The 26,087-nt window shown below is 42.2% G+C and carries 12 protein-coding genes; all 12 read right to left on the reverse strand.

Annotated features, from left to right (window positions below; translation table 11 throughout):
* Window positions 1-137: 137 nt before the first annotated feature.
* On the reverse strand, window positions 138-2,642 hold the full coding sequence (locus LVD16_RS17045) for a family 43 glycosylhydrolase (RefSeq protein WP_233769481.1): 2,505 nt from the start codon (window positions 2,640-2,642) through the stop codon (window positions 138-140).
* Complete coding sequence (locus LVD16_RS17050) at window positions 2,642-5,608, reverse strand: galactose-binding domain-containing protein (RefSeq protein WP_233769482.1); 2,967 nt, start codon at window positions 5,606-5,608, stop codon at window positions 2,642-2,644. The genes LVD16_RS17045 and LVD16_RS17050 overlap by 1 nt, the downstream gene beginning before the upstream one ends.
* A complete protein-coding gene (locus tag LVD16_RS17055; protein WP_233769483.1) occupies window positions 5,605-9,657 on the reverse strand; it encodes a discoidin domain-containing protein in 4,053 nt (1,350 codons plus the stop codon). Before LVD16_RS17055 ends, LVD16_RS17050 begins: the two co-directional genes overlap by 4 nt.
* A 109-nt stretch (window positions 9,658-9,766) precedes the next feature.
* Window positions 9,767-12,109, reverse strand: a complete 2,343-nt coding sequence (locus LVD16_RS17060) for a DUF5005 domain-containing protein (protein ID WP_233769484.1) — start codon at window positions 12,107-12,109, stop codon at window positions 9,767-9,769.
* 370 nt (window positions 12,110-12,479) lie between these two features.
* Window positions 12,480-13,922, reverse strand: coding sequence for a DUF5005 domain-containing protein (locus tag LVD16_RS17065; RefSeq protein WP_233769485.1), 1,443 nt, complete (start codon window positions 13,920-13,922; stop codon window positions 12,480-12,482).
* Between the two features lie 17 nt (window positions 13,923-13,939).
* A complete protein-coding gene (locus LVD16_RS17070) occupies window positions 13,940-17,011 on the reverse strand; it encodes a SusC/RagA family TonB-linked outer membrane protein (protein ID WP_233769486.1) in 3,072 nt (1,023 codons plus the stop codon).
* A gap of 20 nt (window positions 17,012-17,031) precedes the next feature.
* Window positions 17,032-18,753, reverse strand: a complete 1,722-nt coding sequence (locus LVD16_RS17075) for a RagB/SusD family nutrient uptake outer membrane protein (RefSeq protein WP_233769487.1) — start codon at window positions 18,751-18,753, stop codon at window positions 17,032-17,034.
* Window positions 18,754-18,767: 14 nt separating this feature from the next.
* On the reverse strand, window positions 18,768-21,866 hold the full coding sequence (locus tag LVD16_RS17080) for a SusC/RagA family TonB-linked outer membrane protein (protein ID WP_233769488.1): 3,099 nt from the start codon (window positions 21,864-21,866) through the stop codon (window positions 18,768-18,770).
* An 11-nt stretch (window positions 21,867-21,877) separates the two neighbouring features.
* Window positions 21,878-22,918, reverse strand: a complete 1,041-nt coding sequence (locus LVD16_RS17085; RefSeq protein ID WP_233769489.1) for a DUF4961 domain-containing protein — start codon at window positions 22,916-22,918, stop codon at window positions 21,878-21,880.
* Complete coding sequence (locus LVD16_RS17090) at window positions 22,918-23,364, reverse strand: DUF5004 domain-containing protein (RefSeq protein WP_233769490.1); 447 nt, start codon at window positions 23,362-23,364, stop codon at window positions 22,918-22,920. The genes LVD16_RS17085 and LVD16_RS17090 overlap by 1 nt, the downstream gene beginning before the upstream one ends.
* Window positions 23,365-23,388: 24 nt before the next feature.
* Window positions 23,389-25,149: a RagB/SusD family nutrient uptake outer membrane protein gene (locus LVD16_RS17095; RefSeq protein WP_233769491.1), complete on the reverse strand. Its 1,761-nt coding sequence runs from the start codon at window positions 25,147-25,149 to the stop codon at window positions 23,389-23,391.
* Between the two features lie 313 nt (window positions 25,150-25,462).
* Window positions 25,463-26,011, reverse strand: a complete 549-nt coding sequence (locus LVD16_RS17100; RefSeq protein WP_233769492.1) for a YceI family protein — start codon at window positions 26,009-26,011, stop codon at window positions 25,463-25,465.
* Window positions 26,012-26,087: the final 76 nt, after the last annotated feature.

Raw genomic sequence — 26,087 nt, forward strand, 5'->3', positions numbered from 1 at the left:
ACGTAAATCTAATCAATTAAATCGATTTAGTAAGTAAATATAAAAATAGTTTTCCTCATTGGTAACGATTTCTGAGAATTGGGCCTTCTAAAACTAATTTTCATTTGCTAAATCAGTTTAGAAGGCCCTCCATCATATTATTCCTTAATCACCTTTTTGGACAGAACAAAAGCCTCTGACTCTATCTTAATAATGTAAATTCCTGGCTTCACCTTAGTACCATTTTCATTTTTTCCTTGCCATTTGATGATCTCTTTTTGAGAAGACAGATTCATTTCTTTTGAAAAGACAATCTTACCTGAGAAATCATAAACAGTCATAACTCCTTGAGTAGGCTCTTCTATTTCTAACGGTATTAATACATCATCCTCAAAAGGCATAGGATATGGTTTTTTATCTAAACTCTGTCTTGGGCTTATTTTGGGAATGCTGTTGCTGGCCATGGTGTCTTCAAATAACTCCAATTCTGAAAGTTGTAATATATTTCCACTATTATTATTAAAATTAAATTTATAATATCTGTAAGCTGTATTATTACTAATGGAGAAACTTCTGGCTTGAAACCTATTATTAAAATCTTCATCATTACGCGTGTCCAATGTATGCCAGGTTACACCATCAGCACTTCCTTCCAAGGTCCAGCTTAGAGGGTCTCGCTGCGGGTTATCATTGGCTGAGACGAGCTCATAACTTCTGATAATATGACTCTCATCTGCCTGATATTCTATGTAGCAGTTAGGGTTTAAGGTAAGGTATTTGGTATCAATATTATTATCAATCAAATTACCCAACCCCTCGCCTATCGGCGAATCTGAATATTGGCTTGTGAGCACTCCTCCTAAATCTGTAATGCCAATACTTCCTGGTCGTAAAGGTTCACCGTATACTTCCACCTCGTATATTGAATAACCCCAGATGGTAGCCCTGGTAGTACCCAATATTCTGAAATATCTACCACTTGTATTTAGGTCATTATGATCATTTACAATAGAGTTATTGGCGGTAACTGACTTAACCGTAGACCAATTAGAGCCATCTTGCGATACTTGAAGTTCGTAGTTAGAAGCATATGCTCCCTCCCACGTTATTTTTACATTTCTAATATTATAATTTTGTTCCAAATCCACATATAGCCATTGAGGGTCACTGTATTCACTTTCCCAGCGACTATCTGTTTTGTCGCCATCAACAGCCAGACCACCAGCATTACCACCAATAAATGAACTTGCAACCACAGGCTGGTTAAAGGCCCTATTAGGTGCAATATAACGGTTGCCAAAAATTGAGAGCTCGTATATTGAGTATCCCCAAATGGTGCCGCGCGTAGCACCAAATATTCTAACAAACCTCCCACGGGCATTAAGATTGTTATAACTGACATCGAGTTCCGTATTTCCGGTTATCGACCTTACAGTAGTCCAGCTGCTGGCATCTTCCGATACCTGAATCATATAGTTACTACCATAGGCATTTTCCCACAAAATATCTACCTGGCTAATATCATAAATGCCACCTAGATCAACGTAAACCCACTGATAATCAGTATATTCGCTCTCCCATCGTGTGCTTATGTTATTGTCTGTTATATTACTTCCAATGTTACCGCCAAAAGTTGATGAAGCAATCACCGGCTTTCCGGAGGCAATGTTGATGCTTCCTAACGGCCTTTTTTCTACACCTTGATTGGTCATTTGTATAGGTTGGATAAAGCCATTTCCATCAAAATACATCTTATCTATACAGGTATATCGGTGATTTCCATCATTATCACCCAAGGGTTTCCTATGATAAACCATGTACCATTCATCAGCCTCTGGCACCTGAATAATTGAATGATGGCCAGGCCCTGAAGCTATCTGATCATTGCCCTGGAGCACGGTGGCGACTCTATCAAAGGGACCAAACGGGCTGTCACTGACGCCATAGGCCACTCTATAATTACCAGCAAACCAAAGACCTTCAGACCACATTAAGTAGTACTGATTGTTTCTGCGGAACATTACTGGTCCTTCAACATAATCAGGGTGTGGGGTGATCTCTCTAAAAACAGAGCCATCTTCGAACGGTACAAATCCCGTGAAATTATCATTGAGTTTCACTATGTTACAGTGACCTTCTCCCCCATATAGCATATAAAATTGTCCATCTACATCCTGAAAAATAGATTGATCTATAGGTTGAGCTCCATTGTGATATTCACCTAGTAGCGGAGCCCCAATAAGATCTACGTAAGGGCCTGCAGGATTATCGGCAACACAAACACCAATAGCATTATCAAAATCAATACCCTCAGCGCTGAAGAAGAAATAGTACTTGCCATCCTTCTCAGCTATACCAGGAGCCCACATACATCGATCAGCCCAGGTGACAATATCATTATTTACAATGCTGTTGTGCTTAGTCCAGTTGACCAAATCGGGTGATGAGAAAGCATCAAAATAAGTCTGATCCACACAGTCAATGGATGAAGTTGGAAATATCCAATATTCTTCATTTAATACTGCAGCATCAGGGTCGGCATACCAGCCTTCTATCACTGGATTTCCGGCATATTGTTGCGCTTTGCATATGCCACTTGTGAGCATGATAAGAAGCACGAGGTAGCTACTACCTCGCGCCTTTTCTGTGAATCTTCTTCTCATCAATTTTTAATGATTTTAAACTGATGACTTTCCTTTCCCATCTGTACTTTTAGAAAGAAAATACCCTTGTCCAATGGCCTTAATTTCTCTGTCAGATCTATCTTATGACTCCCTTCTTTCAGGTGATATGAAAAGGTGTCTATCTCCTGCCCTGCAACATTAGCGACCGTTATCTTCACTTTAGCAGCTGATTTTATTTGCAATGGCAAGATAATCTCTTCTTTGAATGGATTGGGATAAGGTGAATGGTCATCAATACTCTCGCTTGTTTCTTCTCCTAACCTCGCCTGAATATTGCTGGTAGCTGGCCCGTACACCTCTAGTTCATAGATAGAATAGCCCCACATGGTGGCCGCTTTAGTGCCATATATTCGTACATATCTGCCGTGCCCAGAAAGACCAATGTGGTCATTTTCTTCTTCGGTATTTCCGGATATGGTTTTAATGGTGGTCCAGTTGCTGGCGTCATTAGACACCTGAATCTGATAGTCGGTGGCGCGTGCAAATTCCCAGAAAACTTTCACCCGGCTAATATCATATTCCTGACCGAGATCAACATAAATCCATTGTGGGTTGCTGTAGACGCTGCCCCATCTTGAACCTTTATTGCCATCCACTGCAAAGAAGGCTGGGAAATAGCCATTGATAGTTGAAGACACCGTTGTCGGTTGGTTCAGTGCCAGGTTGTTGCTATACTGGTCGTCCTGATATGCGATATAAACAATGCCTGCATCAATAAACTGACCACCATAAGTTTGATGGCAATGTATGGCAATGGTATTCATATCATTTTCTCTCAGAGCATTCAGGGCATTTTGGCTAATAGCTACTTCTTCATAGCTGGTGGTGAATCCCATGACAGAAGCGGCTTGTACTCCATTGATGTAGATTTCACAGGCTTCATCATGAAAAAGGCTAAACTTCAGGCTATTCAACTGATCATCAGATAGATTACCAACATGGAATTGCTTTCGCAGCCAGATGTCTGAGCTGGTCCAGCTGGTTTGTACATTGGCATTGGGCACGCCACCACCGCCAAATCCCCCGAGACTAGAAGTCCATGACTGATCGTTAAAACCCTCATTCATCCAGCCAGTTCCCGGTTGACTGGTGGTGTACTTCCAGGTTTGAGGCACCTTCCCTGAATTCGGCAGCAGGGCTTCTACACCTTTGATCTTAATGACTTCTTCATTGATTTGACGGATACTTTCAGCAGGTACCTTCATGATGCGGTCATAGGTTAACATGCCATTGATCTCATTTTCAACATCCGTAATCTCTGTGTAAACCGCCGCACTGAGGCCATAATTTATGATATGGCTTTTTAAAGTATTAGCAAAGCCAGCATACATATCTATCAATTCCTGAGGGCTATTAACCACCACATAAGAATCAGCATCATCAGACCAATAGTGGCCATCCACACGGAGGCCTATGCCACCGTACTCACCGATTACCTTGGCTACGTCATCCCTATTTTCAAGGCCATTGATCACTGGAGCAGGATAAGGATGCACATCTACCATATCTCCGGCATCTACCCATCCAGAACCGCTGGCAGGATTAACAACACGAGATGGATCCAGCTGCTCTACAAAATGTGTGAGCTCCACAGCGTCATGCTGGCCTTGCTCTTCGTTGAATACCACCCAGGTAATGATGGAAGGAACACTTATGAGCCCTGTAACCATTCTTTCTAATTCAGCCTTAAATTGCGGCCTATCAATAGGCTGCTCTGGATAAAAAGGCCAGATGTAAGAGTTTACTGATGGCATATCCTGCCACACCATAAGTCCCAGTTTATCAGCCCAATAGTACCATCGCATAGGTTCTACTTTAATGTGCTTTCTCACCATATTGAATCCCATCGCTTTCATTTGCTCAAGGTCAGATCTGAGAGCCTCATCGGTGGGAGCCGTATACACGCCATCAGGCCAAAAGCCTTGATCCAATGGACCGAACTGGAAGACGAATTCATTGTTCAGCATAAGCTTTTTCACGCCATCTACTTCTTCCAGAGCTATCTTTCTCATTCCAAAATAGCTATCCACCTCATCTATGACAACATTTCCTTGTTTAAGGTAAACTTTCAAATCATAGAGCTTGGGTGAAGCTGGTGACCACAGTTTGGGATTGGACACTGGCAGCTGTAAGTGGCTATTCGGACTGCCGGTGATAGACGCCACTTCCACGCCATTGTCATAGGCCACCGCCTGCACCGTTACATTGTTGGCATTGTTAACATTGACGGTGACATTGAGTCTGCCCGCGTCAATATCAGGGATCAGTTTCAGGCTCGAAATGCTTTGAGAAGGGAGCGGCTCGAGCCAAACGGTCTGCCAAATACCTGTTGCACTGGTATACATAATGCCATATGACGTTTTCGACTGTTTGCCACGGGCGTAGCCACCATCATTGGTGGGATCATACACCCGAACCGCGAGCTCTTGAGGTCCTGTTCCATTCAGATAATTGGTAATATCAATACTAAATGGATCATAGCCACCCCTGTGCAAAGTCACGCTGGTGCCGTTTACAAATACCTCTGATTCCCAATCCACTGCTCCAAAATGGAGTATTATCCGCTGACCTGACCAGTCTGAAGGAACCGTAAATGCACGATTGTACCAGATGGCATTATGCCTTTCCATTACCCCTGAAATGGCTGATTCTACCGGAAATGGCACTAAAATTTGTCGTGACAAGTTTCCAGCTGGCAAGGGTTCTGTTCTGGAGTTGGCAGCCTGAAACTGCCATAATCCATTGAGGTTGAGCCACTTTTCTCTTACCAGTTGTGGTCTGGGGTATTCTGGTAGCACATTTTGCGGGTTTACATCATTGGCAAACTCTGTCATTAGATTGGCTTGCTTCATTTGCCAATCCTGAGCATGTAAGCCAAAAGCTGCGGTCATGAACAGTATAACTATGAGACCGGATCTGTTTAGTTTAAGGTTTAATATGCTCATTTGTCTGATTGGTTTTTGATTAGACGATGCGTGACTTTTCCTTCTGGTGTTTTCACCTCAATGAAATAGACACCGTTGGTTAAGGGCTTCACCAGATCATCAAGTATGAGTTCATTCGATCCTTGTGAAATTTGATAGTCTTTAGAAGCCACCTCCTGACCTGCATAGCTGGTAATTTTGATCTGCACACTGGCCGACTGCTCAACATTTACAGGTAATGTTAAATGTTCTCCAAATGGATTTGGATAAGGAATAACTGATTGATTATTAGCTTCTTCAGCAATTTCTGATCTTCCCAGAACCATGGCCGCGGATGAACCATATACTTCTAATTCAAATAAGGAATAACCCCAAATGGTAGCGCGACCAGTGCCATAAACTCTAACATATCTGGCAGTGGAATTAATACCGGTGTACTCATTCTCCAAGCTTGAATTTGATGATTCAGAACGCACAATGGACCAGTTGTTTGCATCATTGGATACTTCCACTCTGAAGGCACTGGCGTAGGCTCCTTCCCAGGTGAGCTTGATCCTGTCAATTAAATATTGGTTTTGTAAATCAACATAGAGCCATTGGGGATCACTGTATTCACTTTCCCAACGAGAATTCAGGCTGCCATCCACGGAATTGCTACCCTGATTATTATTGAAAGTGCTGGAGCTGGATGTCGGCTTGTTCAGTGCTAAATTGGTAATTCCGCCCACATACGGTGTTCCGAAAAGCTCCAACTCCGCTAATTGCAGCGATGCTGCGCCATTATTGGTAATATTCAATCGATAATAGGCATAGCCTCCGGAAGTTGAAACATTATACGTTTTGGTCTGAAAACGTGCATTGAAACTTTCACTACTGCGGGCATCCAATTGCGTCCAGGTATTACCATCGTTAGAACCCTGTAGGCTCCAGGAGGCAGGATCTCTCGGTGGGTTGTCATTGGCTGATGTAATGGTATAACCGCTGAGCGTATATCTTTCATTGGCCTGAAACTGCACCCAGCCGCTGTTATGAAAGGTCAGGTATTTGGTGGATGAGCTATTGTCTATCAGCTTATTGATGTCCTCACCGGCAGGTGAATCTGTATACTGAGCTGAAATTGTACCTCCTAGATCGGTAATGTCTTCCCCCTGCAGACCTTTGCTGCCATATACTTCCAGTTCATATATCGAATAGCCAAAAATGGTTGCTCGCGCTGTACCGTAAATCCTGACATAGCGTGCAGAAGTGGTAAGGTTAGAGAATTCATTTACCAGATTAGCATTACCCGTCACACTCTGAATGGTAGTCCAGTTGGTAGCATTATCTGATACCTGAACCTGATAGCTGCTAGCATAGGCTCCCTCCCAGGTGATCTTGATTCTATTGATGTCATAATTATCCTGGAGATCGACATACATCCATTGCGGATCGCTGTACTCGCTTTCCCAGCGCGTACCATAACCACCGTCTACGGCCTTACTTCCGGCATTATCTCCCAGGGTTGATGAAGTGACCACCGGCTTATACAAAGCCAGATTATCATTGCCTGAGGAAGTGCTGTTGTAAGGCGTGATTTTAACATCAGGCGATTGTCCTTCTAGCAAATCAGAATTAAAGCGAATGGTTAAGTTCTTAGATTCACCAGGAAGCAAAGTGAAATAGCCATCGCTAATGATAGATGGCAGAATGCGCTCTTTAGATGAACCTTTGATGGCCTGCACTCTATTGGCAAAAGCAATGGATTGGCCTTGATTAGCCACTGTTACATTCATCAGCATCTCTCCATTACTGTTGCTTATCGTTTTAGTGACGTTGAGAACTGCTGGTTGCAAGGTATTGATGGCGCTCAAAGCATTTTCTGTTTTGCCTCTGATGTAGAAGTTCTGAGAAACTACATTTCCTGAGCCATTGCTTAAAGTTAATCGCACGAAGTAGACCTCCGTAAGTTGCTGATTATTAAATTGTAATGTAGATATTTTAGATAAGGTGTTTGAATTGACGGAACCTACATTCACCACCGTATTTTGTACCTTTTGTCCATCCAGATTAATGACTTCAAGTCGGGCTGAAAGACCACTATAATTTTGAGCGGTGGTGTTCGACACTTCCACATCTCCTGATGATGGCACCATGAGAATATGTAGTGGCTCACAGGCGGATTTAGCTCCCCAATAAGCTCCCGTTTGGTCATGATAGTAGTCATAAGTTTGCCAAACCATGGATGGATAGGCTGATTGGCTCATCCAGATTAACAGGCCGGAGGCATCATCCCACATGTTATGGAGCCAGCCTTCAAACATGGCTTTGTTGGTTCTCATATTTAGAATTTGAGACTTTTTACAGAAATCCTGTATGTTGTCACTGGCGCCATATCGCTGCTGCACACTGTTAAAATAGCCATCAGCACCTGCGGCTCGTGAATAAGTATCTCCGAAGAAATGCTGATCCCACATGCTGTTACGAGGCCATTGATTAGACTCTGGCATAAACTCCTTGAAGCTGTCATAATTCGGGAAAACCGCAGTTCCCAATTCTGTCTTAAGTCCCCAACTTTCAGGTCCGTAAATTCTTGGCGGGCTGTCATAATAGCTGGCCGGATTCAGGTTGAGCCATGGGCCGCTGGAGCTCAGGGCCTCTCCTATCGAATTGGCCTGAAATCGTCTGTCATTGCCATCATAGGTGGAAACAGCGGCAGTGTAGAGGTCAATATATTCCTGCGATGGGTCGAACTCATTGGCACCACACCACACCGCAATGGAAGGATGATTGCGATAGCGCTTTACCTTTTCAATGACATTATTATTGAAGATTGGAACGCTTCTAGGCCAGTAGATATACGTGGTAATCAGCCAGAAATCATCCCAAACCATGATGCCGTATTTATCGCAGGCTGCATAGAATTCTTCATCGGTAGTAGAACCCACCCAGTTTCGTATCATATTGAAATTCATCTCTTTATGCAGGCGAAGCTTGGTGTCATACTCATCACCACGGCACCGCAGCATATATTCTGACATGCCCCAGTTTCCTCCTTTCACAAATATTCGGACTCCGTTTACCTTCAAGTGAAGTATGTCTCCCTCAGTATCATAGCTGTATTCTTTTATTCCGAAAGTCACGTCCTTCTGATCGCGAACGCCACCGGCATTGAATTCAAAATGGCAGGTGTAAAGGTTGGGATCACCATAGCCATTGGGCCACCATAATTGTGGATTGCTTATGGTGAGCAGATTTTGCACTGTGGTGCTTTGTCCCGCGGCAATGGTAACATTCTGCGAAAACTGGTGATTACCCGGCTGAATAGTTCCTGTTAAGGTACCTGTTATGCTCTGGTTGGTGTGGTTTTCCAACTCCGTTCTAACGTCCAGATTTCCTGTGTTCAGGCTGGGCACTTTAGTTCTTATCCAGGGATCATTGATGGTGATGCCGTTAGTGGTGGTCAGATAAACATCATCGGTGATGCCCATATTGAGACCGGGAACCGATGGCATCCAATCCCAGCTGTCGCTCGAAACATAGCTTGGCATGGCAGAGCAGTTCATTGGTACCACAGGTAGATAGACCTTGATGGCCAAAGTGTTATTACCAGTATTTAGTAAGCTGCTAACATTATACTTACCCCTTTCCATAAAGCCATGAAGTGAGCCTAAGAGATTGCCATTCAGATAGATATCAGCATCGCGGTTGATCCCTTCAAAGTTGAGCCAAACATTTCCCTGATTAAAGCCAGCGTTATAATTAAATTCTGTTCGATACCAATAATCACGGTTATAAATGGCTTTGTCTACTTTGTATATGTTATCTCCAAAATTGGGATCAGCCTCCAGGCCTTGTTCTACATAGGAGCCAAACACAGTTCCCGGCACTGAAGCATTTACCCAGGCTGAGGTATTGTAACCTACCTGATGAATGGCAGGATCGTTATTCACATCTTCTGCAGAGCGAACCTTCCAGTTGGCAGGACCGCTTGCACTGTTGAGCGAAATCTGGTTAAGCTGGGCACTAGCGTTAAAAAAAAGACATAGCAATGCCAGCACACCTCCAAATTTCAGTGTTGAAGTGTATTTCATAAGAGATTAATATTTTGATAAAATGAAATTGAGGCTACCTCAAAAGCACTGACCTAACCATCCCCATATGATGATTAGGTCCCTTTTTTGGTAGCCTCGCATTACCCATTTATAAGCCCATTTTAGAATATGGTATTCTCACTCCTCTGATTCTATAATAATTTGGATCGATATAGCCATCGATACAATCACTTTCACCGCAAGCGGACTGGTTCACAGAATAAGTCATGAGCAGCTCATTGCGTCCATTGTCATATTGTGGATGCACATTTGGCGTATAATAGCGAGTGTATTGGCCCTGCATATAGTCATTAATCTTGTACACCTCGGTAAGTGGTGTAAATGGTCCGGTAGGGCTATCTGAAGTAGCAGCGTAAATATTTCTAGTATTATCACAATTGAAGCCTTGATCCATTGAGATCATCACGTATTTACCATTTACCTGGCAGATAGAAACCGTACCTTTGCCTTCAGTAATTCGTGCAGCGGCACCAGTAACCGGATTATTCACCCAGGTTGAGCCATTCCAGAAGGTCCATGACATAGGGTTTGATTGCGGGAATCTAGCCACGTGAACACCGGTATTGTAACCGAATCCAAGGGTCTGAACACCAAATACATATACATAGCCATCATTCGCTTTTACCATTCCATGTGCATAACCAATGGCGGTTTGATTACTCATGCCCGCAGGCTCAGTTCGTTCTACTTGCCACAGAGTACCCGCTGATTCCGTAAGCACATAAATAGATTGGTTCGTAGCGCCAAGTCCTTGTCCTTCACCGCAATGCATGTATACTTTGTTCCCAATTTCCACCCCATTACTTGGCCAGCTCCAATCAGTGCCAGGCTGATTGCTACAGATCTGTTTTGGTCTACCCATCGGGCTGTTAATAGTCATGTTAGGATCATCCGGTGTCCAGTCATTCTTATCTTGCTGAATGAAGATGGAATTATTATAACTGAAGAAGTAATTACAAGGGAACTTGTTGTTAGGCTGCAGCGAGGTACCATCCCAGGCATCTTGCGTAACCCAAAGTACTTTACCTGCATTGCTGCCCCACTCTAATGGAATACTGCTACCCTGATCAAAGGCTACTGAGCCTAAAGACTGGTCATTTCTTTGGAAATAACGAGTCACTTCATCATCTCTATAAGAATCTGGTGCCAAGGCATTTAAAACAAAGACCTGACTTGGATCTGCTGCTGCAGCACTACCGGCATCATACACTTCTAGTTCGAAAATAGAATAGCCCCAAATGGTAGCCCGATTGGTGCCATATATTCTCACATATCTACCCGTTCCATTGATATTGGTTAGGTTATTATTGGTGCTGCTATTGCCCTGAACATTTCTAACGGTAGTCCAATCTAAGGCATTATTGGATACTTGCACCTGATAGTTGCTCGCTAGCGCTGTTTCCCAGGTAATGTTGACTCTTCCTATAATGTGTGGTTCACCCAGATCAACATAAATCCATTGAGGATCACTGTATTGGCTTGACCATCTTGTAGTTCCATTGCCATCTACAGCATTACTTGCGGCCAAATTAGTGTTTTCAGTAGATGATACAGTTACAGGTCTGTTAAAAGCAATATTACCTGCTTCTCCGCCACTCACTACGATGGAAGAAATAAGATCATTCCAACTGTCATCTACCAGGCAATCATCATCTGCTGATTTGCTCAATGAACTGCCAGTGAAATTCCCTTCTGAATACAAAGTAGCCTGAAATCCGGCTGGTATTCTCATGGAGGAAACATCATTATTAGTCACACCCAGAGCCTGTAGCTGCGTGGCGGTATAACTTCCCGGAGCCAGCGTAACGGCATAACCGCCATAGGCACAATGCTGATAAACTGTGATGCCTTCACCTCCAGAAAATGGCTCTTGCACTATGGCTGACCCATTGGAACCAGATCCATTCTGATTGGTTACGGCAAGTCCATTTGCTTTGTTGATGATGGCATAGCCACCGGGCTGCTCTCTGAATTCAAATAGCTGAGCATCAGAACCATTGTATTGCCACTGCTGCAACTGAAGTCCATTGGTACCTGAACCACTAGGCACGTCTAAAAACTTGCCACTGTGCAGGTTCATCAAAGAGTAATACCTGATGCCATTATCAGTTTTCTCATAAATGGATTGCCATTTTTGCCATAAGTTGCCGGCAGCTGTGGCTCCATATTGGCTGATTTTGGCGGCATTATTGAACTTCTCATTGTAGGTGAAATCTCCTGACACCTCCATGTAGAGATTACTGGCTGCATTTTGAATGGTAAAAGTACCATAATCACTAACAGCTGCGCCAACTCGGCCATTAGCATTGTTTTTCACGAATTCTTTTGTTCCTGTCTCTCCTTTGTCTGTTATCTCCTGAACAATATCTTGCTGGCAAGCCTGTAGTAGTGCTACAGAAAGTGCTAAGCCTAATATTCTTTTGATTTTCATAATTAAGTTGTTTTAAAATTGGTAGCATAAACTTGATTAGGGAAATAGTTAAATGCACCATAGACAATTGAGTTAGTAGTGTTTAACTACTTAGCTATCAGTCAGATAAAACCAGACCAACAAGAGAGCCGGTATAGCTGGTGTTGAGACACAGCTACACGGAATTTCATTTGTAATGAAATGATTACGTTGTGTTTCATAATATAAGGGTTTAGGTGAGTTGCGAAGAAAACTAAATCGATTTAATTACATGGTTAAAAAAATTTAATTGAACAATTAGGTAGATAAAAGGTGGCCTGAAAGGTATGAATTACCCTTCAAGCCCAAAGATTATCACTACCTCTGATAATCTTAACCCCTACCTCATAAGCTATTTCCAATTATAGACCCTCACAAAGTATGGTCGGTAATTGTCCGCCGTTCCAGGGCTATTGAAATTATTCTCAAAACCTATAGGGTTGATATTATATGAAACCACCAGTTCTCCCTCTTGCGATAATGCATGATGCACTACAGCATTATAGGTAATGTAGCCTGGAGGTTCAGGACTATCACTGGTGTATTTTTCAGGAATCATGTATATAGTTCTTTCATTAGTAAAGCCACTAACAGGGCTGTCACTTTCCATGATATTGATATCTAAACCAAAGCAGCCGCCTTGTGAAACCAGGTAGAATTTTTCACCATCCTGGAATACATTAGGTTGGGTTATTCTACCTTCAGCCACCACTACATAATCATCATGGTTTTCTGGTGGTGTGGTTGACCAGCCTGTCTTGGTGTAATATTCCCAGTCTCCTCTCAGATCGTGATCTGCTACTCTGGCCACGTACATTCTGGAATAGCAAAAGCCAATTCCCTCAGTGGCATACATGTATGTGTAGCCATCAGGACCGTAGAAGATGCTGGAATCCCAGGTGAGATTCCCTTCATATTTATTCAATAAAAGCTCTTTGAAAGACATGTCTGATACATTGAAAACAGCCACATCGGTAGAAGCATGAACTCCTGCAAAGTCACCAGGAATAACATGTCCTAACACCATTTGCAGTTCGTCTCCCACTATTTGAGAAGGTCCTCCCCAGTACCAGTGATCATCATTGTTTTCATTCGCTCCTGGGTATTTGATCCAGGTTTGTGCTTTACCGAAGAAATTTTCCGGATTAAGCTGCTGGTATCCAGATAATAAACCATCAGTTTGGATAAATCCTGCATTTCTAACAAATACATTATCTTGTCTTATTCTATCTTGAGATACCGTACCAAAGAAGCTATCCTGAAATGACCAAAGTATACTGCCATCGGGCAATTCTGTGCTTACACAGCCGTCACCACCGTTCCAACCTGAATAGCGGGTAAGAAAGTCGTTATAGGTCAGGTCATGATAAACAGTGACATTGGCATCCCAGCCTCCGTTGGGTATCAGCTCTAATCTAATAGCTTCAGGATCAGGTAGTTCTTGTATTTGAACAGTCCAGATATATTCTCTGCCTGAGGCGGCAGTTAATGTGTACACCTGGGTATTATTATTTTCCTCAAAATTAATAGCAGTGCCTGACGCCGGCTCTATAGTGGCATAAGGAGAAATTTCAATCTCCGGCGCAACCGACGAAAGATCAGTACCATATTCTACCGTAATTTTCACTGAATTTTCCGTTCTGCTATTGGTAATCACCTCATTACCAACCTGGCCAACATCTATCTTATATGAGTAAATGTTTGCATGAAATGGTAAGGGTACTGAATCATCTGTGTCTTTACAGCTGGCCAGAATGTATAGCAACGCAAGTATGAATAATTTTGCCTTTTTCATTTTCGTATTTTCAACTATTAAAAACCAATTTGAATACCCAGGTTAACTACTCTCTGATTCAGATAGGCATCACCGGCTGTGTTAGTAGATATCTCCGGATCTTGCTGATACTTGTCATAGCTTGTCTTAGTCAGCAGGTTATATCCGCTGAGGTAAACTCTGGCATTTTCGATGTTTCCTGGCAGGAATTTCTGAGGAAGTACATAACCTATATCTACAGTTTTCAACCTGATATACCAGGCATCAACCAACCAGAAGTCTGACATGTATGCGCTGCTGCTATTCACGGTAGTTGGATTACTGGTCAGTCTTGGAAACTCTGCATTGTCAGCATTTTCTGGTGTCCATCTTTGCTGGTGAATAGGCTGGAATTGGCTCTTGAAAGGTTCAATACCTGTACCTACAACACTGAAACTATAGTTAAAAGAACCCTGGAATAAAACATTAATGCTCAAGCCTTTATAACTAAATCCTGTCGACAGTCCTAATGTAGTGTTAGGCAAGTTAGGTTTGCCAATGGCGGACTTATCCAGGTCGTTGATTATTCCATCGCCACTTAGATCTTTGTATTTCAAATCACCTGCCTGAATTTCAGTGTCATTCAATGGCACTGGCACATCATTATCCGGGTTCTCATCATTGTTTCTGGCTATGTCTTCTTCAGAATAGTAGCCTACCCATGTATAGCCAAATGGCTGATTGATAGGATGGCCAGTTTCTGCTAACCAAGGGAAAGCAGGCTGAGCTTCGTCTTTATAGATCACCTTGTTTTTGGCTATGGAGAATACCAGACTAGTATTGAAGAAAAGGTCTTTTGTGATATTGGTTTCATAACCTAACTTACCATCAAAGCCTCTATTTACCGTCTCTGCTATGTTAGTTGGTGACGTACCGATACCAATGATATTGGGCACGCTCCCTCGTGGCACGAGCTGATCATAACGGAAGTCATAGAAGTAATCTACCGTCAGCGTAAGCTTGTTTTTGAACAGGTTCATATCTAGTCCTACATCAAACTTTCTGGCTTTCTCCCAAACAACGTTAGGATTACCCAGGTCGCCTTCATAGATGGTAGGATAACCGGTAGTGGCTGTTCCGAAGAAATACCCACCACCAGGACTATATACCTGATTAAATAAATATCTGTTTCCTGAAGTAGCGTCAGACCCTACCAGACCATAAGATGTTCTCAGCTTTAATAATTGCACGAATGGCACACTGAAGAAATTCTCCTCTGAGATAGTCCAGCCTAAACCTACAGCTGGAAAAAAGCCATAGCGATTGTCCTCACCAAATCTATCAGATCCATTGTAGGCTCCATTAAGATCGATCAGGTACTTATTACGGTAATTATAGCTCAACTTACCTGTGTAGCCCACAAAGTTTTGAGGAACGTTGGCAGAAGTGAAACCGTCTTTATCTACAGTATTACTTTGTCTGTTGTAAAATAATAAAGCTTTGATGGTATGATCATCATTAATTTGCTTGTCATAATTCAGAAAGCCTTGAATGTTTACATTTTTGGTGAAAACACCTATATCACCCAGGCTGGTGTAGCCATCAAACTTATACTGCTTGCTCGGATGTATGGTGTAAGTGCTGTTTTCAGAGTCATAGTGATAACTTGGAAACCCAGATCTGAAAAGACTTTTACTGTTCTCTTCAATACTTGAATAGGCAATCCTTGCTGAAACAGAAAGACCTTCCACTAAATCGCTTAGATCTTGAGATAAACCAAACAATACATTGGTATCTGTCCTCCGTGTTCTTCTATAACCACCGTTGGCCAATCTGGCGTTAAGTGTAGGCAGTTTGCCTTCCGTATCAAAAGCATAGGCATATGACCCATTAGGATTATAAAGCGGGGCAGAATAAGGACGTATTTGGGCGAAATTATAGATTTCACCAATAGCATTCTGATTATATGGCTCGTTAATATTTCCGAATCTTGAGGTTACATCCAATCTCATTTTCAATGATTTAGTCACGTCAAAATCCAGGTTAGTACGGAAGTTAAATCTACGATAGAAGTAGTTGTTATTCACCTCGTTAAATGGATCTGAGAAGTCTTTCACCAAACCATTCTGAGCAAAAGCACCGCCTGATATGAAGTATTTCAGTCTATCAGTACCACCTGACACATCCAGGTTCATGTTTTGCTGAGTAGCATATTTTTTGAAGATTTCATCGTACCAATTCACATTAGGATGTCCGTATGGGTCTTCTCCATTTTTGAATAACTCAAGGTCTTCTTCAGTGAATATGGGCTGTAAACCATCATTCTCATAAGCCTCATTCACCAAAAGAGCTGTATTGTAAGAATCCAGAAACTCCGGCGTTCTCACAGGCGTTTGTACACCACCTTCCACTCTGAAATTGATTTTAGGCTTGCCTTCTTTACCTCTTCTGGTTTTGATTACCAAAACACCATTAGCACCTTTAATTCCATATATGGCAGTAGTTGAAGCGTCTTTTAGTATTGAAATGCTTTCGATTTCGTTCACATTGATTTGTTGTAGCTGATCATAAGTGTATTGTACATCATCTACAATGATCAGCGGTCTGTTACCTTCAGCATTTAATGAACTTACCCCTCTGATAAAGAAATCTGAAGCATCTCTTCCCGGCTGCCCTGAGCGCTGCTGAGAAAAGAAGCCCGGCATTCTACCAGATAATGTGTTCTGAATATTTGGTGTAGGCACGGTTTGCACGTCTTTAGCAGAAATGGCACTTACCGATCCTGTATTGGTGATCCGTTTTACCTCACCATAACCTACCACAATTACCTCTTCAAGAGAAGTGAGGTCCATGCTGAGCACAACGTTCAATTGTTGCTGATCACCTATTTGTATTTCTTTAGTCTTAAAGCCTATGAAAGAGAAAATCAAAACATCTCCTTTATTAGCTTTGAGCATATAATTACCATCTACGTCTGTGGACATACCGGTGTTAGTACCTTTTTTAATGATGTTCACTCCTGGCAGGCTTTCTCCATCATCTGAAGTGACTTTACCTCTCACCACCATTTCCTGAGCGTAGGAAAGCTGGGCGGTGAAGGCGATGATCAATAGCAGTATAATTTTTTTCATAACTCCTTAATTATTAGGTATTACCAGTTTGGATTCTGAATCATATTATCATTTTTAAGCACCTCATCATTAGGTATGGGGTACAGATACTGCCTGGTTTCAAAAGAAGGCGTAAGCACGGCAGTTTCGTTGTAAATAAAGGTTGGTCCGGATTGTATAATGACCATGCCATTGATTGCATTATTCAGTACGCTTTCTGCTTTTTTCCATCTTCTCAGATCCCAGTAGCGTTGCTCTTCAAATGCCATTTCTATTCTTCTTTCATTATGAATAGCTTCTCTCATTTCATCTTTGCTCATACCGGCCTTTAGACCATACATGTCATCTAATCCTGCTTCTATTCCGGACCTTGCACGTAAGTCTTTAAGCACCTGATATATGTCTGTAGATGGGCCGCTGTACTCATTTTGAGCCTCAGCGTAGTTGAGCATTACTTCAGCATATCTGAATACCACCCAGTCATGCGTAGTAGATGAGTAGCCAGAAGCTGTTTCAAACTTCCCCATGAACTTGCGGAGATAATAGCTGGTTCTGGTCTGCTGCAGGGCTCCACCTGGCCTGTTTTTACCTCCTTCGAAGGTCTCTAGAATGGTGTTCAGCCATAGAGAACCGTTATGAAGTACTGTATTTTCAAGTCGTGGATCTCTGTTAGCATAAGGATCGTTCTGATTGTAAACATAGGCCGATGTAGGGTCACCAATAGACTTACCATCTAGCATAGGGAATGCATCTACCAGGTTTTGTGATGGGCTGGTTCTGCCCTGCCCTAAGCCCTGACCTGAAAAACCTACCGGACCATTGTTGGTTTCCATAACATTATTAGGGCCCTCAGGTCTGAAGAAGATCACTTCAGAATTTCCTTCTTCCAGAAATACATCAAGATAATTGGCTTGCAGGGAGAATGTACCTTCATCCATAAGCTGTTTGGCTGCATCAGCTGCTGCTTTCCATTTCTCATTATCAAGGCTGGCGTAACCAGTAAGCGGATTAGATCCATCTATATTACCACCATTAAACAGCGGGCTGGCGGCGTAGAGCAATACTCTGGCTTTCAGGGCCATAGCTGCTTCTCTAGTCACCACATGGGCATCGCTGCTAGGGTTGCTTACTGGGTATGTACGCAGTGTACCAGTGATGTCATTAAGCTCACTTACAATATAGCTGATGCATTCATCAAAACTGCTTCTTGGTATTTCCAGGTCATCGCCCAGCTGACGGACTACATCACCCATTAAAGGTACGCCACCATATCTTTTTACAAGGTTGAAGTAATGCCATGCTCTGATGAATCTGGCTTCACTTTTCCATACTTTGGCTAATGACATGCCATTGTACTGTTGCTGCACAGGTACGATGTCAATATTGGTAATAAACTCTGTAGAGCTTCTAATACCAGCATAGTGATAGCCCCAAAGCATTTCAGAACCCACAGTAAGAGAAGCATTGTAAGCTCCGGTAAGCAATTTGTCGGCGTCTGTAAGCGTATTGCTAGAAGAAATAGCATCATCAGTAGCTGAAGCCAGATAGTCTCCTCCTACCCTGTTATGACCATTTTGTAGCCTGGAATAAACTGTATTAAGGTATTGCTTAGCCACTTCACCGGTAGAATCAGCCGTACTGAACACATAGTCCTGTGTGAACTGTTCCAAGGGCACATCTTCAAAATCATTCTGACAAGAGAACAAAGCGGATGCTATCATTACTCCGAGCAGAGATTTATATATAAATTGTATCTTTTTCATGATTGTCATAGCGCTTATAGTTTTATTTTGATACCACCACTAATCACCTTCTGAATAGGATAATTGTAGAAACTTGTTACTTCAGGATCTACCTGATCATAAGCTGCTTCGGTGAATAGGTTTTGGCCATTCATGAATAGCTTCACTTCTGACACACTCTTATTTCTAAACCAGTGTTGTGGGAGTGTGTAGGCTATACTTAGATTCTTTAGTCTGAAATAGTCACCTGAGTGAACGAAGAAAGAAGTGTTGTAATCTGGAGCGTTATTCACGTTTCTACCTGCAGAGAGTCTTGGGTAAGTCGCCGTTTCGGCTGTCTCTGGTGTCCATCTGCCAATGATAGGTTCATAGGCCTGACCATAACTCTGGCCCGCCGTCTGGAAGCCTGCCTGCATGGCTAAATCAGCCACATAGATATCTCTATTGTAAGCACCCTGAAGCAAAGCACTCACTTCGAAACCTTTGTAGTTGAAACCAGCTGTGATGCCATAGTAGCTCAAAGGCTTAGTATTACCAATCGGTTGGATATCGTTGATATCAATGACACCATCATTATTCATGTCTTTGTATTTGATATCACCTGGCTGCACCTCAATACCATCAAAAGTGGCACTGTTGGCGATTTCCTCTTGTGAATTGAAGAAGCCATCAGTCTCCAGGCCGAAAATGGTGCCTACTGGCCTGCCTGTTTGTCTGGTGTAATCAAATTCTCTAAACTGTTCATCAATGAAAAGCACTTCCGTTTCCATTCTGGACCAGTTTCCGGTAACAAAATAATTGAAGTTGCCCAGGTTATTCTGGTAGGTTAGAGAGAGCTCTAAACCTTTGTACAGGTTCTCTCCAATGTTCTCTACCGGGTAAGCTAATCCCATAAGAGCTATGCTTTTACCTCTGATCTGAAGTAGATCATAATACTTGTCATAATAATAATCAGCGGTAAACTGAAGGTGATTATCCATTACAGCTACGTCGGCACCAATATTCAGCTTGTTAGCCTTCTCCCAGCTGATATTCGGGTTTGCTAAGCCGTTTGGAGCTTCACCATTTCCTGGTCCTCTGGAATAACCCTGAGGGTAAGTTCCTTCAAGCACTGTGGTTCGGTATGTCTGCCTCCAGATGTAATAGCCTGAGTTATCAATACCATTACCGGTTTTACCATATACTCCTCTGATTTTCAATTGGTTTAACCAATCTGTTGAACTTAAAAAGTCTTCTTTGGATATATCCCAACCTAAGCCTAAGGCGTAGAAAGTGCCCCACTGATCATCAGTAGGATATCTATTGAAACTACTGAAGTCTATGGCCGCTTCAGCAAAGTATTTACCGTCGTAATCGTAATTTACTTTAGCCGCTACGTTATTAGACTTAGCTGGCAAATCATAGTTCACAGATACTATTCTCTTGTCACCAAAGATCATGGCTCCCAGATTATGCTTTCCTACCTGCTTTTCATAATTCAGAGAAAGCTGACCATACCAAAAGCGGGTGCTAGCCACGTTTACGAATGAGTTAGACTGAGGAATGTTTGAGCCATAAGGCGAATAAGACCCAGCGCTTTCTTCTGTAGGCGGAGTATACTCATAAACCGTATTTTGCTTATTTCTAACAATAGCAGTAAGGTTCTGCGTAGACATGTTAGTGACTCCTTTTACTGATAAGCCTTCTACAAAATCACCCAGGTCATAATTGAGCTCCACGTTTGCCATGATATCTCTGCTGTTATCCTGGATATAGCCGGAGTTAATGGTTTGGGCATACAGGTTTACCGGAAAAGAAACATTACCAGCATATGAGTCATCTTCATTATACACCGGATAGGCAGATCCTGGCGTGTTAACCAGACCTGATAATATAGCTCCTGTACCAGCTCCGGGTTGATTTCCCTCTTGTACTCTTCCAAAAAGTGTTACTCCTACCTCAAAATCATCCGTTACATCTACCGCTACACTGGAAGTAAAAAGATATCTGTTAAGCTCCAGATTAGTGTTGTAGCTATTGATATCGGAGGTTTTGAATAGCCCTTCCTGATTGAGATAGTTTAGACTTAATGAATACCTGGCCACTTTGCCACCACCGTTAACATTTAAGTTGTAAGTGGATATAGGGGCATTCTTCTTCAGCACCTGATTATACCAGTTTACATTGGGGTGAGTGTATGGACTAGTACCATCTCTGAAAGCCTGGAAGTCCTCATCGGTATAAGCCGCTGTTTGGCCATCATTTAGCAATGCTTCATTTAGCAAGTAAGCATACTGATAAGTAGGTAATGGCTTAGGCATGTTCAAGGGAGTCTGCACTCCTATTTCACCCGAAAAAGACAGTTGAAACCTATCCGCTTCTGGCTTTCTGGTGTTTACCAAAACCAGACCTCTTGAGCTTCGCATTCCCAACAAAATGGATGATAAGGCGTCTTTTTGTACTGAAATAGATTCTATGTTTTCAGGATCTATTGAGTAAATATCTCTTTGGATACCGTCAATCACGGTTACGGGACCCTGACCTCTTAGTGATAAGGCAAACATGGTGTTGTCTGTAGGTACTGCGTTGTTAGTTTGCGGTACCTGTCCTACTATATCGCTATTGGTATTACCTGAAGTATAAGTATTTCTAATACCTCTGTACTGCTGTACATAAAGCCCTGGCATTCTACCCGCTAAGGCAGCTGCATAATTGGGTGATAAGGTAGTATTTATTTGATCAGTATACACCGTTGAAGTAGCTCCCAGCATACTTTTTCGGTCTTTCTCACCGTACAAAACAGGTAAAATCTCCGGGCTTTGAAGGTACCTTTCTATGAGACTGATCACCAGTTCATTATTTTGGCCTGTAACAAACTCAAAGGTGGCATAATCAGGATGAGTGAACACAAGAACACTACTTGATGACGCTTGTATTTCAAATTGCCCTTCTGCGTTAGTAACAGTGCTGGTTTCCTGACCTTCTACAGAAACGTTTACGCTTTCTATGGCATTACCATAACTGTCCTGAACTATTCCTTTTACGGAAGTATCCTGAGCCTGAACTGCATGTGAGAGCAGAGCGACAGCTAACAGTGTAAATATGGTAATGCTCCTTTTTAAATAAAGATTAAGCATATATTCAATATTTTTCATGGTGGTTTAGACTAGTTACAGCGTAAAGCATAGCTGTAAGGCTGGTTAGTATCTTCATCTCCTAAATCATCCATAATCTGAATAGCGCCATCAGCGCTTGTAAATGAATAAGAGATGGAGGAAATGATTTCATCTTCGGCTATGCCAAAATAGGAAGCCGGCCACATGGTAAGCTCGAAGGTATTACCAAATCGAAATGGATTCTTCATCGCTGATTTTGCCTCCCGATTACACACTTCGTAAACCTTGCCGTTATCAGTGTAGGCCGTAGCGCATAGGTAAACCTCATCGGCTCCCTGAAGATCGTTGTCTTTGATATCGCCCTGATAAGTAAAGGTTACAAGATCATCTTTAGTGGAAAATACAGGTTGTACAGAGTTAATGTGAAGCTCACAAAAATCTATTACATCTCCCTCACCATCAGTTACTTCAAAACAATCTGTAACTAGCATGTCGGTGTAGTTTCCGGAGCGTGTACCATCTTCTGTTTCTGCAATAACAAACATGGGCCTTACCCGCATATTCTGAGCACCCAGCTTTACTTTCAGGTCTACATCTATATGTATATCTTCTTCATTTTGTACAGCATAGGTTTTGTCTGACCAGTAAACAATCCACTCCATGTCGTTAATCACATTAGGACCAACACCATATTTGTTTCTCAGCGCTACTTTCCAGGTTTGCTTTTCGCCACCACCTTCATCACTCCAGTTGGCAAGTGTATTATCTGGTATCAGCGACATGGTGCCCACCATGCCTTCTTCCAGGTCACTAGTGTAAGTGACAACAGTGTTTTGGGCTGCTTTCCAGCTTTTAGGAGCTAGAAATCCGATAACCATTCTGGCGCCACTTCTTCCATCCGCTACATCGAAAAATGGATGCACGGTGAAGGTAACTTCTTCGCCTGCTTTGCCTGACTCCGGGTGATCCACTTCGCCTTCGAAAGAAACACAGGTCATCATGAAAATGCCAAGGAGCACAATGGCCACTTTGCTGTGCCACCATCCTCGTTTTAACTTCAAATTGATCTTCATTACGTTCAGATTTTTCATTATTCAGCGGATCTTTTCATGGTATATTCATATACATTTGAGCTACAGCCGGGGCTAAAAACCAGCTTCAGTCGTCTCTCACCATCTACCACAGGATAGTTGAGCTTGGTTTGCACCGTTTCTTTACCTGTCTCGTCAAATGATATATTGAATGGATATAAGGGATCATCCACTGCCCAATTGCCTTCTCCTTTTACTATGAAGGGTACATAGTTATCAATGGTGTAGGTATAGTCCGGGTTGAAATGAATTTTGAATGTAGTGAAATCAAAACCTGCCGTAATATCCTGTCCGTTACGCGTAACAGCGGTAATCTGCCAGGTCCCGTCTATGCTTTTCTCTGCTTCTTCTGCTATCTGTGTATCATCATTAAGAGAACACGCCCATAGAGACACGCTGAGCAGTGAAAACAAGCATAATCGCTTTACTTGTATAAGTGCTTTCATATTCTTAAGGGGTTGATTTAAATTTTAGTAATATGGATTTTGAAGCATTTCAGGGCTTTTACCCACTTCGCTCTGAGGAATAGGCCAATAGTAGAGGGCATCTCTGAAGATGTGCTTTCTCACATTAAACTTATTGTAGCTTACAGCCTCACCATTGCGCTTTACTTCCATACCAGTCATGGTATTGGCCTGAGTTTCTTCGGCTATCATCCATCTTCTTACATCCCAGAATCGGAATCCTTCAAAGGCAAGTTCTACCCTTCTTTCATGATGGATCACCTCTCTCATAGCTTCTTTAGAAAGGCCTGCTGGTAGTATAAATGGATCTAAACCAGCTCTTTCCCTCACTGCTTCTACAGCTTGATATACTTCTGAGATGGGACCACTAAATTCATTAGTTGCCTCAGCAAAATTGAGTAATACCTCAGCGTATCTAATCAGAGGACGCGACTGTGGGCCTCCTATCCAATAGTTAGCAACTATCTCTCTGTGAAGCATTTTGTTAGTGTAATAACCTGTAGGAGTGCCTGTAAATACTGCATCTTCAGAAGCAGCGGATCCTTGATATGTGCCAGTATAGATATCAACCGGGGTCAATGATCCTGCAGGGACAATTAGCTGTGTCTGATCATAAATGATGGAATTATAAAATCTGGGATCTCTACCCACATAAGGATCTTGAGGATCATAACCAGACGATGGGTCAGTGATTAATTTACCGTTGCTCATGGCAAAAGCATCTACTGTTTCCTGATAAGGAAAGCCGCCACCACCTGTTCCACCTCTGGATGGTGGTTGGAAAAGCCTTTCTCGACCCTGGCCCTTATCTTCCATCTTCATCAAAATGATGCACTGGTCAATGGGATCACCATTACCTATAGCGTCGCTGGCTATAAAAAGGCTATAGAAACCACGGCCGGGTTCCTCTGAGTTATCGTTGAATAATTTAAAGACTTCCAAATTAATGAGGTCTTTAGCGGCATCTGCGGCCAGTTTCCAACGGTTAGCATCAAAGCTAGCATAACCTAGTATTTCCTTAAGATCACCAGAAGCAAAATCGCTACCGTTATGCAAAGGGCTGGCAGCGTGCAGTAGCATTCTGGCTTTAAGACCCATACATGCACCAGCTCCTACCCTACCAAAATCACGACCTCTAGGTCTGATGGCCAATACCTTAGCTGCTTCATCGCATTCAGAAACAATGTAGTTCACACACTGCTCATAAGTAGCACGCGCACCAGAAATCTCACCCTCAGCAGTGTAGATTTCATCTCCAATTAACGGTACACCACCATAATGCTGCACCAGCAGGTAATAGTACCAGGCCCTCAAAAATCTACCTTCAGCCGCGTATTGTGCTTTAAGGTTATCATTCAGAGGTGCATTTGGAAGGTTCTTTAATAGCTGATTAACCTTCCTGATGTTTCGATAAGGAATGTTCCAGGGATCACTGCTGATAATAATGGGATTTACGGTGCCAGTGATAAACTGTATGTCAGTGGTGATGGCATTGATAATTCTCGGTTCGGATTCATCAGATGCCGTTTGCAGACCTCCAGTGGTCTGAGGGAAAAATCCGCCACTATTAAAACGGGCCGGACTGTTACTGAACCCAATATCTCTGTAGATATCGAAGAGAAACTGGGTAGTGTACGCACTATCAGAAAAAACTACCTCTTCATTGAGGTTAGTGGTTTCCGTTTCATCAAGAAATCTCTCTTCCTGACAGGACCAGCCAAGTCCCCCTAATAATGTCAGGATTAGCAAATAGTAAGTGTTCTTCATAAGGGTTATATTTCATTAGCGTTGTTTTAATTGCAATTCGGAAACGATTGCTTAATTCATCTTAAATAAAGCCATCAGATCTGAGCATGCTATTGCCAATTGTTGATGTTTACTAAAACGATTTAGTAAATGTATAAAAATTTTATCGTTAATCAAGTATTTCTGCAATCGTTTTAGTAAATCGATTTAGGAAATAAATGATATAAAACATAACAACAATCTGTAAATTCAAATTAATTAACTGATTTACAGATTGTTAGCAATAAAATAATTGAAAGAAAATGTTATGAAGGGCCTAATGAAATTATTGTAACTACTTGGTGTACTGCACGTTAAACGAAACCGTTACTTCGTCACCACATTTTAAGGTACCTAGCAAAGCTGTGGGCGGGTCAATCTTAAAATCCGTCATTTCAAAACTCACTTTACCAACAAATTTCACCACACCATTTTCTACTGAATATTTCACTGGAATGGACATACTTTTTGAAACACCAGCTATTTCCAATGTACCTGTTGCAGTCAGATCAGAAGCTGATACACTTTTAGCTGTTTTAAATTGGAAAGTGATGTATGGATGGTCATCGGTTTTTAAAGCCTCATAAATATCCTTTTCCATAGATTCCTTACCGCTTTTAAGGCTCTCCCCTTTCACTTTGAAACTAAGCGATTGAATTTCCAACTTATCACCAGTGGTCAGTTTAGCACTCCCTGAAATGGTTTCAGCTTTTAGCTCCCAATCATGTAGTGTAGAGGTACCGAAAACCTCTAGTTTACTGTTTTTAGCATCCACAGAGTATTCCTGGGCATAAAGTGAAACTGTAGAGATTAAAGCAAGGATTATTGAAGTAAGGTATTTCATAAGGTTTAAGTAAATGATTAAGTGTTACAAATATAGTGAAAGGTTTTGCAAGGATGGTGCCATGAATACTGAGTAT

Origin of the sequence: Fulvivirga ligni (genome assembly GCF_021389935.1) — a bacterium.
Lineage (GTDB): Bacteria > Bacteroidota > Bacteroidia > Cytophagales > Cyclobacteriaceae > Fulvivirga > Fulvivirga ligni.

Excerpts from the sequence above, each read along its gene's own strand:
- LVD16_RS17045 (WP_233769481.1), bottom strand. The coding sequence starts at position 2,642 with ATGAGAAGAAGATTCACAGAAAAGGCGCGAGGTAGTAGCTACCTCGTG.
- LVD16_RS17050 (WP_233769482.1), bottom strand. The coding sequence starts at position 5,608 with ATGAGCATATTAAACCTTAAACTAAACAGATCCGGTCTCATAGTTATA.
- LVD16_RS17055 (WP_233769483.1), bottom strand. The coding sequence starts at position 9,657 with ATGAAATACACTTCAACACTGAAATTTGGAGGTGTGCTGGCATTGCTA.
- LVD16_RS17060 (WP_233769484.1), bottom strand. The coding sequence starts at position 12,109 with ATGAAAATCAAAAGAATATTAGGCTTAGCACTTTCTGTAGCACTACTA.
- LVD16_RS17065 (WP_233769485.1), bottom strand. The coding sequence starts at position 13,922 with ATGAAAAAGGCAAAATTATTCATACTTGCGTTGCTATACATTCTGGCC.
- LVD16_RS17070 (WP_233769486.1), bottom strand. The coding sequence starts at position 17,011 with ATGAAAAAAATTATACTGCTATTGATCATCGCCTTCACCGCCCAGCTT.
- LVD16_RS17075 (WP_233769487.1), bottom strand. The coding sequence starts at position 18,753 with ATGAAAAAGATACAATTTATATATAAATCTCTGCTCGGAGTAATGATA.
- LVD16_RS17080 (WP_233769488.1), bottom strand. The coding sequence starts at position 21,866 with ATGAAAAATATTGAATATATGCTTAATCTTTATTTAAAAAGGAGCATT.
- LVD16_RS17085 (WP_233769489.1), bottom strand. The coding sequence starts at position 22,918 with ATGAAAAATCTGAACGTAATGAAGATCAATTTGAAGTTAAAACGAGGA.
- LVD16_RS17090 (WP_233769490.1), bottom strand. The coding sequence starts at position 23,364 with ATGAAAGCACTTATACAAGTAAAGCGATTATGCTTGTTTTCACTGCTC.
- LVD16_RS17095 (WP_233769491.1), bottom strand. The coding sequence starts at position 25,149 with ATGAAGAACACTTACTATTTGCTAATCCTGACATTATTAGGGGGACTT.
- LVD16_RS17100 (WP_233769492.1), bottom strand. The coding sequence starts at position 26,011 with ATGAAATACCTTACTTCAATAATCCTTGCTTTAATCTCTACAGTTTCA.